The following is a 12,634-nucleotide window of genomic DNA, read 5'->3' on the forward strand; positions in this document are numbered from 1 at the left end:
TGCTTCTTAGATAAGTTGATTAATGATAAAGGAATGAGAATATGGTTTGTGAAGTTTAATGAAGGCTTTTTGATAGGGGTAAAGTAATTCTATTTAGAATTCTCGTAATCGTAAATATTCGTCTTCTTTTTGTGTCATCAAAGCTTTATCAGCTTTTGATTTGTCTTTATAGCCCAGTAAATGAAGAGTTCCGTGGGCAATGATTCGATGTAGCTCGTCGTCTATTGTCGCTGAGAATTTTTTTGCATTATCACACACTCTCTCGTAACTAATAAATATATCTCCTGTTATAATTCCCTCTTCATCAGAATTATCGAAAGTAATGATATCTGTATACGTGTCGTGATTCAAGTATTGCCTGTTAATTTCAAGCAGATAGCTATCGCTGCAAAAAATAAAATTAAGCTCGTCTAATTTTTTCCCCTCAGAGAAAATTGTCCGTCTAATCCACTCTCTGAGTTTAATTTTATTCTTTAATTTAAAGGTAAGGTCTTCCTGGAAAAAATTAATACTAGCCATTAAATCTTAAAGTGTAATTCAATCTCATTCCCTTTAAGATTGAATATGCATTGATCTGCTAAATGTTTTATAATGAACACACCTCTACCAGTGAGGTTTTCAAGGTTCTCAGGTGCGGTAGGATCGGGAAGTCGGTTATAGTCAAAGCCATCACCCTCATCAGCTACAGTAAATTGCATCCTCTTGCCATTGTGAACCTCAAGGTTAATATATACCTTTTTACTATCATCCTGCTTGTTGCCGTGTACAATAGCGTTTATTGTTGCCTCACTAAGGCAAGTAAGCATATTAGCATACGTATCATCCCCTAAGTTATATTCCTCTTTTAACTTGTCTATAAAGTTTTCAACCGTGGTAATGCTATCAACTCTTGAAGGCAGTTGTAAGGTATATAAAACAGTATCGTCTGAAATGTCTACCCGGTTTGTTGTCATACTATTGGTTACTATTTAAAAGCCTAAAATAATCGCCTACTTTCAATTTATAAAATGAATTTAAATCAGGAGGCACAGTTTTTAATAATTCCACTTCGTTCTGTTTAATTTTCTTAAACTCGTCAAGAACGATTTTGTAATTTGGTAAATATTCTTTTCCCTGCTTGCTTTCTCTTTTATTGTCTAGCTCACGCTCCTTTTCAGCTTTTTCTGCATTAAGGAGCTTCGTTAAAATTTCCTGCTGCCTATTAAGCGTTTCCTGCTGAATCTTCTTGTTTACGAGATCCGTCTCACTTTGTTCCATCTCCTTTGCTAGCTTGTCTAAATTACCTAACCCACCTTTTCCATCTTTGTTTAGATCTCTGTTAATTTCTTGCAAAGACTGACGGATTAACTGCTGTTCGCGAGCCATCCTTGCCATCTGTTCGCTCATTTGCCCCTTACCCTGAACTCCCTTGCCTGATTGAATGCCTTGTTGTTGCATTTGACGCCTGGCTTTCTGCATATTTTGATTGAGCTGTTCCTGCATCTGACGGAGTTGAGACAAGCTCTTCTGTTTACCTTTGCCGCCTTGCTGTGCATTCTTCATCATCCGTTGAAGAGTATCCTCCACCTCACTCAACATTAGTGCCAAGTTATTTATTGATGTCATTGCATACTGCTGATTTCTATTTGCTTCAGCAGTTCTTCGTTCAGAAAGGTAACCTAAGGCGCTTTCGATGTTTTTATTTATTTCCTGGATTTCTTTATTTACTAGTGACTCGATTTGCGGAGCTTTTTTACTTAATGCGAATAAACTGTCCTGTACTACTTTCAAGTCATCCTTGATGCCTTTCTGTTTTTGAGTTAGAACCAAATAGCTTGGGTCATTAGATGAAGTAGATCGTAAAGTCTGCATGATCTTCTCCTGGTCAAAAGATGCAGAAAGTAAGTTTTTCAAAATTTGTCGTAAACTTTGAAGGTTAACTTGATTTTCTTCCTGTTCGTTCTTTTGTTGCATCTGAGATAACTTTTGTGACAGCTGTTTCATTTGCTGAGCAGCGACCTGTTGTTTCTGGGCTGCTTTTTTATTGTCCTTACTTTCGAGGCTTTTGGTACTTTCCTCAAGGCTTCCCTCTATTTGTTCTTGTTCTTTGCTGGGATTCTGAAATTCGTTCCTTTTGTCTAGCTCCTCATTCTTCTTATCAAGGTCTTTCAGCTCCTCTTTAATATCGTTAAATTCCTCATTAAGCTGTTCCTGTTGTCTTTTAAGGTCAGCTGACCACTTGTTTTTTTGTGTTTCTTCTTTTAACTTTTGCTGCTTTTCTGATAGTTTATCTAACTTATCTGTGATATCGTTGAGCTTCTGATCAAACTCTAATTTCTTATAAAGTTCTAAAATCCTATCCAATTCTTTCTGCAGCATTTTATTATCCGTTTGCATTTTGGAAAGCTCCTGCTGCGTTTGACCTTTATTATTCTGTTCCAGCAAGCGTTCGATATTCTTTAGTAGCTCCTTAGTTTTCTCGTCAAGTACGTTCTCAAACAAGTTCTCGATTTGCTTTTGCTTTTCTAAAAGTTGCTCTGTCTCTTTATTTAAATCGTGTCTTTCGTTTAGATTCTTTTTATTTTCGTCTTTTATTTCATCCACTAGTTTTTGCAAATCCCTTTGTTTATCAAGTAGTTGTTCTATTTGTTTCTTCTCATCGAAGGACAAATTCTTTTTATTAAGTAGTTCCTGATTAAGCCTTTTGGCTTCGCGCTCTACAGCAGAGGCCTGCCGAATAGCCTGTTCCATTTTTCTCTCAATGGCTTTAGCTGATTGTTCAATTTTCTTTCCTGCTTCCTTCGTAGTAAGAATTTCAAGTGTTTTTATAGGAGACTTTGCTGACTTAGGACCGTTGACCCCGTCATTGTCAAAAATCTCAAAGTAATAATCCAAGCGCTCACCGGGCTTAATTCCAATTGTCCTTACGTCGAACGCGTACAAAAAATTACTTCGATTTTCATTTTTATTGAAGGAAATCCGTTTAGAAGAGCTCCGGCTTTTTGAAAGCCCTGATACTTTATAAACGAATTTAAGATTGGAGAAGCCGTAATCATCGTTCACCTGACCCAAGAAATAGAGTATTTTAGATTCCAGTGAGTCTTTTCGTTCATTCACTTGAATCTGCGGACTTAAGTCGGGAATTACTGTGAGGTGATATTCCGTTTCCTCTTTAGCAACAACGGATCCGGATGATGTTTTTAATGAGAAAAAGGTATTTTCTAAGGCGCGTAAACTATAGTTGAATGTGTTTTCATTCGCAGGCCGGATGTTTATTTTTCTACCTTTTGTTGTCAGTGTAACACTCTCGGCATTTTCGGTCTTAAATTTCCAGAAAACTTTAGTCCCCAGAGGCACCGATAGATCACCAGAGTTATTAAGATTTTCGTTTTTTTTATTAATATAACTAGGGTATTCAAGAAATACGTTAAAGTTTAGAAGAGAGGGGTTCTTTTCTACCTCAATGACATATGGATCTGAACTAAATTCTCCAGCTGTTAGAACTATTTTTTTGTCCTCCTGAATATTTCTAAAGGTATAGCTGAAATTTAAAATATTTTCTTTATTTAATTTAAAGATATTGGCACCGTCTTCAATGTAAATATCCTGGGGAATTTCTTGCCCGATTATCTTCACTTTTAATACAAAATCTTCCCCTTGTAAAGTGCTTAAATCTTTATTTAACACTAGGAACTGAAATGGAGCTTTCCTCGCAAACTTCTCGTGATGCTTGATCAGTCGCACCGTACTATCTTTTAAAATAGAGGGAGCTGTAGCTCCGATAAGAACAAGTACAACCAGGGGGGGGAGTACATATTTAAGATATCTCCTGTTGTCTTTAATTTTTATAGCTGTAGTAAAAGGGACAGGTTTAAGCTCTACAATCTTTTGATTTATGCTCGCTTCTATTAAATCTTTTTGATTTATATTTTCGTCGGCAAGCTTTTTCAATTGTAAAGTATTTAACAACTTATCTTTAATATGAGAAAAGTGATAACCTATAATTTCTGACGCTTTCTCATGTGAAATCGTTTTTCCAAGCTTATAATACTTAAGAAGCGGAATAGCAATCCATTTGATAAGAATGATGGTATTAAAAGTTAGGAAGCTATAGAATAGAAGAGTGCGAACAAGAGATGAGAAATTTCCGAAATATTCAGCAATTGCGACGAATGTATAGGAGGCAAATAAGGATGCTGCCAGATAAAGAGAGCCTCGTACTACTTGATTTAAATAGTACTTACGTATAAACTCATCTATTTTAAGGATGAGATAGGAATAATTGCTGGCAGAAGCACCCATTTATCTCTCAAAGTATAAATACTAAATTAACGGAATTTTATGATATATTGTTATAACCCTGCTTCTAATTAACTTTCGTTCGTCATAACTTTTCGTTTTTCCTTGTAGCGCCTAAAAGGGTGGAGTTAAATCAAAATAAAAAAGTTCGAAGAAATCTCCGAACTCTTATTTTAATCGATAGGCCCCTCGTCGTTGCCTGTTATTCTTATAGTTTACTGTAACATACAACCTGCAACGGTAGTATGTGCTGTTTCGTCGATCAAGATAGCCCCGCCGTTAGCCCTTAAGCTATTATAACTATCAAATACTACCGGAGAAGCAGTTTTCAGGGTAACATGTACCACGTCATTTAAACCTACCTGATCCACATTTTCAATCTTTTCGAGAGTGTTCACATCAAGTTTGTAGTTAATCTCCTTGATGATACAACGCACACGCTTACTCTGTACTTGTAGAAGATACTTGTTTCCAGTAACCATTGGACGGCTATCCATCCAGCAAAGAGTTGTCTCAATATCCTGAGAAACGTTTGGAAGATTTGCTTTATTTACAATTATATCTCCCCGATTAATGTCGATATCGTCTTTTAAACGAATCACGGCACTTTGAGGAGCGAAAACTTCGTCAACTTCTTCACCATTAATTTCTACGGCTTCTACTATAGAGTCTATGCCATCGGGCAGTACAGTTACAAGGTCACCTTTTTTATAAGTACCACTGATCACTTTACCAGCGTATCCACGATAGTCATGCAATTCATCTGTCTGAGGACGAATCACATATTGCACAGGGAAGCGAGGCTCGGTATAATTTAAGTCGTGACTTAAATTTATATTTTCTAACAGGTGAAGAAGGGTTTCACCCTTATACCAGGGTGTATTTTCAGATGGATTAACTATATTGTCTCCTAGCAATGCACTGATTGGAATGAAAGTTACATCCTTAATATTTAGCTGCTTTGCAATCTTAGAGTATTCGATCACGATATTATTATATACCTCTTCAGAGAAATCCACCATATCCATCTTATTGATGGTTACAACTACGTGAGGGATCTGCAACAGAGAGGCAATGATGCTATGTCTTCTGGTCTGTTCAATTACTCCTAACCGGGCATCAATAAGAATGATGATCAAATCCGAATTAGAAGCCCCAGTAACCATGTTACGAGTGTATTGTATGTGTCCGGGAGCATCAGCTATGATGAACTTACGTTTTTCTGTATTGAAATACTTGTAAGCGACATCGATAGTGATGCCTTGCTCGCGTTCTGCACGAAGTCCATCAGTAAATAAGGCCAGGTCTATTTCCCCCTCACCTTTATTTTTACTTTGTTTCTGTATAGTTGCAAGCTGGTCAACTTTAATCGAGTCGGTGTCATACAATAAGCGACCGATCAAAGTACTTTTTCCATCGTCAACACTACCTGCAGTTATAAATCGAAGTAAATCCATGTTATGTTTAGATATCAGATGCGGGATGTTAGCTATGAGAGAACTATCTTATCCCCATCTTTCAAATATTTATTGTTTAATTATTAGATTGGACGTGAAAAATACACATCAATTTCACCAGTCTAATACTAAAAGTATCCGTTCTTCTTTCTATCCTCCATTGCTGCCTCTGAAACCTGGTCATCAATACGGGTCTCACCACGTTCGCTGATATTGGTCCTGTTAATTTCACCAATGATATCATCGATATTGTTAGCGGTCGACTCAACTGCAGCAGTACAGGTCATATCACCAACGGTCCTGTAACGAACCTTACGTTTCTCAATAACGTCTCCTTCATCAACACGGATAAACTCAGACATTGCAACCAGAAACTCTCCATGCACCAACACTTCGCGCTCGTGAGTAAAATAGATTGATGGAAGTTCTATCCCTTCACGCTTAATATAGTTCCAAACGTCAAGTTCTACCCAGTTTGATATAGGAAACACGCGAACATTCTCTCCTTTGGCAATTTTTCCGTTGTAAAGGTTCCATAGCTCTGGTCGTTGCTTCTTAGGATCCCATTGACCGAACTCATCTCGTACGGAGAAAATACGCTCCTTAGCACGAGCTTTTTCTTCATCCCGGCGTGCACCGCCAATACAAGCGTCAAAGCCAAATTCTTCAATAGTATCTAATAAAGTATAAGACTGGAGGGCATTTCTTGAAGCAAATTTACCCACAGGTTCTTTTAAACCTCTGGCTTTAATAGTATCTTCAACTTTACGTACAATTAGTTTAGCCCCAAGTTCGTCGGCAAGCCTGTCGCGGTATTCCAAAGCTTCAGGAAAGTTATGGCCTGTATCAATGTGTACAAGCGGAAAAGGAATCTTTCCAGGTTTGAAAGCTTTTAATGCTAATTGAACAAGAGTAATTGAGTCTTTCCCTCCGGAAAATAAAAGTGCCGGGCGCTCGAACTGACCTGCTACCTCACGCATAATGTGGATAGACTCTGATTCAAGCAAATCCAGGTAATCTAATTTAGATGGCATAGTTATTTTATCCAATTGTTATGAATGTGCGTGTAATCCGCACTCTTTACTTGTTTTATCTTCCCACCACCAGCGGCCTGCCCTAAAATCGTCCCCAGGCATAATTGCTCTGGTACAAGGCTGACAGCCAATGCTTACAAATCCTTTATCGTGTAAAGTATTATATGGAATTCCGTTCTGATTAATAACAGCTCTTAAATCATCAGTAGACCAATGAAGAAGAGGATGGAATTTTATGATATTGTTAGTGTGGTCAAATTCTATTTGAGGCAGATCTCCTCTTTCCGGTGAATGCTCTGCTCTAAGTCCGGTAATCCATAGCTCATTCCCCTTCAATGCTCTTTGAAGTGGCTCTACTTTACGAATATAGCAGCAACTTTTGCGATTTTCCACTGAATCATAGAACGAATTAGGTCCCTTTGCTGTCACAAATTCTTCAATAAGTGATGCATTTGGATAATAGGCTTCTATGTTCGTAGAATACATTTCATTTGTGCGGCTCCATACATAATACGTTTCGCTGAATAGGCGACCTGTATCTAAAGTGAAAATTTTAATAGGGAGCTTTTGAGATAAGATCATGTGCGAGATTACCTGATCTTCCCAGCTGAAACTTGAAGAACAAATAATTTTTCCTTCAAATTCATTAGCAAGATAAGCTAAAGCCTGTTCTGGTGATAAACCGCTTAAAGCTGCAGAAAGCTCTGCTGTTCTATGTTCTAAATTGCCAGACATTGTTATAAAGTCAATTTATATTTATTTAACACTCACCAAGTTAAGATTAGCCAGATGAATGACTAAGGCTTAAGTAAAGCCTATAGAAAAAGTAGGCAAAAATACATAGAATTAAGCACTTATAAAGCATCATTTTAGAAATTGGATCATTAAGAGGTAATTTTCGGCTAAACCTGCTTAAAAGTCTATCTTTGCGACTCAATATTTTAGAATTATGACCAATAAAGTTCGTGTACGCTTTGCTCCCAGTCCTACAGGAGGGCTGCATTTAGGTGGAGTTAGAACGGTTTTATTCAACTACCTTTTTGCCAAGAAGCATGGAGGAGACTTTATTTTACGTATTGAGGATACAGATCAAACCCGTTTTGTTCCTGGGGCCGAGGAATATATTTTGAATTGCTTAAAGTGGTGTGGTTTAAATCCCGATGAAGGGACAGAAGCAGGAGGAGAGTACGGTCCCTATCGTCAAAGTGAACGTAAAGATATCTATAAGAAGTTTGCAGATCAACTTGTTTCGGAAGGAAAAGCATATTATGCTTTCGATACTCCGGAAGAGCTTGAAGAGAAACGTGCCGAAATTCCTAATTTTCAGTACGGACATGCTTTTCGTCATCAATTGAGAAACTCCCTCACTTTATCAAAGGATGAAGTGCATAGATTGCTTGATGAAGGTACGCCTTATGTTATTCGTATTAATATGCCTTCTGATGAAACCATATCTTTTACTGACTTAATCAGGGGTTTCGTTAGTTTCGATACTATGCTTGTAGATGATAAGGTATTGCTTAAAGCAGATGGAATGCCTACTTATCATTTGGCTGTAGTAGTGGACGACTTTTTGATGAAAATTACTCATGCTTTTCGCGGCGAAGAGTGGTTGCCTTCTGCTCCCGTGCATTTAATGCTTTGGAAGTTTTTAGGTTGGGAGGATGCTATGCCACAGTGGGCTCACCTACCTTTAATATTAAAGCCAGACGGTAATGGGAAATTAAGTAAACGAGATGGTGCAAGATTAGGGTTCCCGGTGTATGCTATGAATTGGGCTGATCCTTCTAATGGTGAAGTTACACCAGGTTTCAGAGAAATGGGTTTCCTTCCGGAGGCTTTCATCAACCTCTTAGCTATGCTTGGGTGGAATGATGGTACTGATCAGGAAATCTTTTCAATTGATGAGTTGATTGAGAAGTTCTCTTTGGAAAGAGTAAACCATTCAGGGGCCAAGTTTGATTTTGAAAAAGCAAAGTGGTTTAACGCCGAGTGGATTAAAAAAGTTAAAGCTGAGCATCTGCGGGATGAGGTAGCAAGGGTGCTTTCCACTAATAATATTGAAGTTGCTGACTCTGGGAAACTCCTTCAAATAATCGATCTGGTAAAAGATCGCTGTACCTTACTTACTGATTTTGTTTCGCAAGCGGGATATTTCTTTCAAGGACCTGCCAGTTACGATCTTGATGCAGTTAAGCCTAAATGGAATGATCAAAAGGAAGGCTTTTTTTTCGAGTTCATTACTGAACTTGAAAAACTTGAAGCCTTTGAGGCGGTAGAATTAGAAGCTCTATTTAAAAAGTTAGTTGCAGACAAGGGATTAAAAATCGGAGATGTAATGCTTCCATTACGCATCATGCTTGTTGGTGGAAAGTTTGGCCCTGCTGTTTTTGATATTGCGTCTTTAGTTGGTAAGGAAGAAACAGTTTCCCGAATTCAAAAAGCCTTGGTGGCCTTCAAGTAAAGTTATTTTCAACACTCGAAGTCATAAGAAATGCCCCGGAAGTAAAACTCTTTCAGGGCATTTTTTGGTAAAACTAATTTCCATATTGAGATCAAGCATCCGAAAAGGAGGAGGATGCATTGAGTATCTTACAACTTTGTTATTTAAAAGCAGGATATACTCCATTTCGCATTCCAGCTTCCACCGCTTTCTAATTTTATAATCCCTTCTTTCTGTTCGAGTTTCTGATTATGATTTATTGAATCAGCTATTCCATACCAAGGCTCAATACAGACGAATGGCGCGTCTTTCGCCGCCCACAATCCCATATACGGAAACCCAGCAAAATCACAATGGAGGCCATGCGTGGTCTTGTCACTGCAAATCGAAATTCGGGTTGATTTTAAGTCTTTAAACACAAGTGCATCATCATAAAACAAATTCGGATTCAACGACAGTTTATCTTGATCCTTGAAATAGTCTACTGGTTCCGCAATTAGGTTATTCTTTAATGTCCACCGGTTCGAATTTTCTAGTTCACTAAAATGGAAATAGTAATCTTCATAGGTGGTACCTTTTATAAGCGGAACTTGAAAGGCAGGATGTGTGCCGATTGAAAACAAAAGCGGTTCAGCACCCGGGTTTTCTACTTCATAGGTTATAGTTACAGAATTTGCATTCAGTTGGTACTTAATTCTAAGCAGGAATTCGAAAGGATATACTTTTTGTGTATCCTCATTATTCTTAAGTACGAACGAGCAAGAGTCTCCAAATACACGTTCCTTAACAAATTCCATATCCCTTGCAAAACCGTGTCTTGGTAAATTGTATTCAATGTTATTGTAGATATAAGTGTTGTCTTTCAAGCCGCCAACAATAGGGAAAAGAACAGGCGAATGTTTGTTCCAAAAAGCCGGATCACCATTCCATAAGTATTCAACGGAGTTATCTTTATGGAATAGGCTCTGTAACTCTGCACCTTTAGGACTAACAGATGCTTTTAGGATAGCATTTTCTAAGGTAACCATAAGAAGGAAAATTCAATCTTTAATTATAGGGATTAAAGATATTACTTTTGAACAAAGGTATTGACGCAAAATACATGAGAAAACAATTTTTACCCATTCTATTTACAGCTGCACTTATTTACAGCTGCTCAAGTAACCCTTATGGACCGACGAATAAGGAGTATAAAAAGCAGGCGAAAGCTTTCACTAAAACATTAGCTGTTGTTCCTGCTGTATCAGAAATCGGTAAACCCGCACCATATCCTATAGGTACGGTAAATTTTAATTTACGGAAACCAAATTATGTAATTATCCATCATACAGCCCAAGGGGCTTGTGAAAAGACTTTGACTACCTTCATTAGTAAAAAAAGTCAGGTTAGTGCACATTATGTAGTTTGTAAAGATGGAACAGTTCATCATATGTTAAATGATTACTTACGAGCCTGGCATGGTGGGATAGCAAAATGGGGTAGCTTAACCGATATTAATTCTGTATCAATAGGAATAGAGCTGGACAATAACGGAAATGAAGAATTTCCGGAAGAACAAATTAAAAGTCTCACCTTATTGCTGGCGAAGCTAAAGAAGGATTATAATATACCCTCTTCAAATTTTATTGGTCATTCTGATATCGCGCCTTCGAGAAAGGTAGATCCTAATGCCTTTTTTCCCTGGAAGAAGTTATCTGAATACGGATTTGGCCACTGGCCTGATGCTGTCCTCGACTCGGTACCAGCCGGCTTCAATTCAGTTCAAGCTTTGAGGATCATTGGCTACGATACAAAAGATTCCGTTGCCGCTATTAAAGCCTTTAAACTGCATTTCCTTCAGAAGAACAATGATCCTGCTTTAGATGACAGCACTAAAAGGGTTTTAAATAATTTGCTCAGGAAGTATTAGTGTTTTTATTGCGGATCTTAGCATAGGATATACATTGGGTGGATGAATGACGGAGGACCGACGGTTCACCGACGGATCTACGACGGTTGGAAGTTTCTGGCATTTTCGGTCAATCCGGTAAAGTTTGGACAAAAGGACCAATCCGTAAAGGTAAGATCGTACATTCTTTCGGATGCCCAGATTATAATCACCTATTAAGCTTTCTGACAATCGATGAATTAATTTAATAGTTACACTTTTGAACTAACCAGGTTCAAAATACATACTGAGCACTCTGACTAACAATTCTTGTATTATTTAAAGAAAGTTTGGATTTTTCATTTTCCCTTCATTTTGCTTGTGTTGTTTTGAATAAGAAAAAAATACAAACACACACTTAATTTAACGAATATGAAAATTTGGGGACTAATAGCAACAGCAATAGTAATATCAGGGTCGGTAAGTGCGCAGACTTCCTCTGAAAATCATCATGGAGTAACGGTAAGCACAACGGCAAAATCAGAAACAACAGTAGGTACAAATAAAGGGGAAGTCGTTAGCAGTTCAGCTTCTGTAAATTCTCAGTCTTCTATTCACACCGCTAAACACACCGACAACACAGAAGAGAAGAAAACGAGAAAAGAAGCTGCTGCAACGAAAAAAGCAGAAGCAAAGGCTGAACTGCAGGCTAATGTTGAGGCAAAGAAAAAGGCATTAGAGGACACGAAAGACGAAGCTTCGTCGCGGAAAGCAGAAGCCAAAGCAGAACTGCGGGCTACAATTGAAGCAAAAAAAGACCAGGTAGCTGCTCTGAAAGAACAAACAGAAGAAGCAGTATCGGAGAAAAAAGCTGCAGCTGCAGAACGCGCAGTTGAGGCAAGAGCGAATGTAGGCGCAAGAGCGAATGCAACATTTGATGTAAGTAAAGACGCCGCTGTTGAAACATCTAAAGCAGTAAAAACTACTGCAAATAAAGCTAGAGCTGTACGAGCTAATGGATCAGTTAGCTCGGCAACAAAAGTTCAACTACGCCGTTCCGGTGTAACAGGCAGGGTGGGGACTGCTGCAGGGTTACATCTTTAATAGGCTTCTACATATAACACACACTTATGTAAGTTTGCCTCTAAAATTGGGGCAAACTTTTTACTTTTATACTTTTTAATGAAAACGCCTGTGTTATATAGATTTGTGCTTGTTTGCCTCGTGTCGGCGTTGCCCTTATTGTGTTCAGCTGCAGGAAGCAGAAGGTCTAATTCGCTTACTAAATATAGTGGACAGGTCTTATTGTTTTTAGATTCAACTGGCAAAAAGCCTCTTCAAGAACGCAACGACAAAAAACCAAACGAGAAGAAACCCGACGACAAAAAGCCCGACCATAAAAAACCTACTGAACGACCAGACGTAATAAAAGAGGTTCCACGGTCCAGAAAATTACCGAAGCCAGCTGTTGTTAGAGATCGAGTCCGTATAAAACGACCACCTGTTGTTCGTCCAGGAGGCGGCAAGCAACGACTGGGATTCTATTAAGTAATTG

The 12,634-nt window shown here is 38.2% G+C and carries 12 protein-coding genes; 5 read left to right on the top strand and 7 right to left on the bottom strand.

Annotation, left to right across the window (positions count from 1 at the left end):
* Positions 1-93 precede the first annotated feature (93 nt).
* The 6 genes from ybeY to J4N25_RS08240 form a co-directional block, all read right to left on the bottom strand.
* Positions 94-519, bottom strand: coding sequence for an rRNA maturation RNase YbeY (ybeY, locus tag J4N25_RS08215; protein WP_207421715.1), 426 nt, complete (start codon positions 517-519; stop codon positions 94-96).
* Positions 519-953 carry an ATP-binding protein gene (locus J4N25_RS08220; RefSeq protein ID WP_207421716.1) on the bottom strand — a complete coding sequence of 145 codons (435 nt, stop codon included), beginning with the start codon at positions 951-953 and terminating at the stop codon, positions 519-521. Before J4N25_RS08220 ends, ybeY begins: the two co-directional genes overlap by 1 nt.
* A 1-nt stretch (position 954) precedes the next feature.
* On the bottom strand, positions 955-4,281 hold the full coding sequence (locus J4N25_RS08225) for a coiled-coil domain-containing protein (RefSeq protein ID WP_207421717.1): 3,327 nt from the start codon (positions 4,279-4,281) through the stop codon (positions 955-957).
* Between the two features lie 212 nt (positions 4,282-4,493).
* The gene (locus J4N25_RS08230) at positions 4,494-5,735 is read right to left on the bottom strand and encodes a sulfate adenylyltransferase subunit 1 (protein WP_207421718.1); all 1,242 of its coding nucleotides are present in this window, start codon (positions 5,733-5,735) and stop codon (positions 4,494-4,496) included.
* Between the two features lie 128 nt (positions 5,736-5,863).
* Positions 5,864-6,769, bottom strand: a complete 906-nt coding sequence (gene cysD, locus J4N25_RS08235) for a sulfate adenylyltransferase subunit CysD (protein ID WP_207421719.1) — start codon at positions 6,767-6,769, stop codon at positions 5,864-5,866.
* A gap of 18 nt (positions 6,770-6,787) precedes the next feature.
* Positions 6,788-7,504: a phosphoadenylyl-sulfate reductase gene (locus J4N25_RS08240; protein ID WP_207421720.1), complete on the bottom strand. Its 717-nt coding sequence runs from the start codon at positions 7,502-7,504 to the stop codon at positions 6,788-6,790.
* A 214-nt stretch (positions 7,505-7,718) separates the two neighbouring features.
* Here J4N25_RS08240 and gltX point away from each other — a divergent pair, with 214 nt between their 5' ends.
* Positions 7,719-9,233 carry a glutamate--tRNA ligase gene (gene gltX, locus J4N25_RS08245; RefSeq protein ID WP_207421721.1) on the top strand — a complete coding sequence of 505 codons (1,515 nt, stop codon included), beginning with the start codon at positions 7,719-7,721 and terminating at the stop codon, positions 9,231-9,233.
* Positions 9,234-9,376: 143 nt separating this feature from the next.
* On the opposite strand, the gene J4N25_RS08250 is transcribed toward gltX, so the two are convergent.
* A complete protein-coding gene (locus J4N25_RS08250; protein ID WP_207421722.1) occupies positions 9,377-10,240 on the bottom strand; it encodes an aldose 1-epimerase family protein in 864 nt (287 codons plus the stop codon).
* Positions 10,241-10,314: 74 nt separating this feature from the next.
* Here J4N25_RS08250 and J4N25_RS08255 point away from each other — a divergent pair, with 74 nt between their 5' ends.
* The 4 genes from J4N25_RS08255 (at position 10,315) to J4N25_RS08270 (ending at position 12,627) form a co-directional block, all read left to right on the top strand.
* Positions 10,315-11,121 carry an N-acetylmuramoyl-L-alanine amidase gene (locus J4N25_RS08255; RefSeq protein ID WP_207421723.1) on the top strand — a complete coding sequence of 269 codons (807 nt, stop codon included), beginning with the start codon at positions 10,315-10,317 and terminating at the stop codon, positions 11,119-11,121.
* A 42-nt stretch (positions 11,122-11,163) separates the two neighbouring features.
* Positions 11,164-11,319, top strand: coding sequence for a hypothetical protein (locus J4N25_RS08260; protein WP_207421724.1), 156 nt, complete (start codon positions 11,164-11,166; stop codon positions 11,317-11,319).
* A 192-nt stretch (positions 11,320-11,511) separates the two neighbouring features.
* Positions 11,512-12,183 carry a hypothetical protein gene (locus J4N25_RS08265; protein WP_207421725.1) on the top strand — a complete coding sequence of 224 codons (672 nt, stop codon included), beginning with the start codon at positions 11,512-11,514 and terminating at the stop codon, positions 12,181-12,183.
* A gap of 78 nt (positions 12,184-12,261) precedes the next feature.
* On the top strand, positions 12,262-12,627 hold the full coding sequence (locus J4N25_RS08270) for a hypothetical protein (RefSeq protein ID WP_207421726.1): 366 nt from the start codon (positions 12,262-12,264) through the stop codon (positions 12,625-12,627).
* Positions 12,628-12,634 lie beyond the last annotated feature (7 nt).

Source organism: Desertivirga brevis (assembly GCF_017355835.1).

Bases quoted from the DNA above. Each gene is read 5' to 3' on its own strand.
- gltX (WP_207421721.1), top strand. From the start codon at position 7,719: ATGACCAATAAAGTTCGTGTACGCTTTGCTCCCAGTCCTACAGGAGGG.
- J4N25_RS08265 (WP_207421725.1), top strand. From the start codon at position 11,512: ATGAAAATTTGGGGACTAATAGCAACAGCAATAGTAATATCAGGGTCG.
- cysD (WP_207421719.1), bottom strand. From the start codon at position 6,769: ATGCCATCTAAATTAGATTACCTGGATTTGCTTGAATCAGAGTCTATC.
- J4N25_RS08230 (WP_207421718.1), bottom strand. From the start codon at position 5,735: ATGGATTTACTTCGATTTATAACTGCAGGTAGTGTTGACGATGGAAAA.
- J4N25_RS08225 (WP_207421717.1), bottom strand. From the start codon at position 4,281: ATGGGTGCTTCTGCCAGCAATTATTCCTATCTCATCCTTAAAATAGAT.
- J4N25_RS08220 (WP_207421716.1), bottom strand. From the start codon at position 953: ATGACAACAAACCGGGTAGACATTTCAGACGATACTGTTTTATATACC.
- J4N25_RS08240 (WP_207421720.1), bottom strand. From the start codon at position 7,504: ATGTCTGGCAATTTAGAACATAGAACAGCAGAGCTTTCTGCAGCTTTA.
- J4N25_RS08250 (WP_207421722.1), bottom strand. From the start codon at position 10,240: ATGGTTACCTTAGAAAATGCTATCCTAAAAGCATCTGTTAGTCCTAAA.
- J4N25_RS08270 (WP_207421726.1), top strand. From the start codon at position 12,262: ATGAAAACGCCTGTGTTATATAGATTTGTGCTTGTTTGCCTCGTGTCG.
- J4N25_RS08255 (WP_207421723.1), top strand. From the start codon at position 10,315: ATGAGAAAACAATTTTTACCCATTCTATTTACAGCTGCACTTATTTAC.
- ybeY (WP_207421715.1), bottom strand. From the start codon at position 519: ATGGCTAGTATTAATTTTTTCCAGGAAGACCTTACCTTTAAATTAAAG.
- J4N25_RS08260 (WP_207421724.1), top strand. From the start codon at position 11,164: ATGAATGACGGAGGACCGACGGTTCACCGACGGATCTACGACGGTTGG.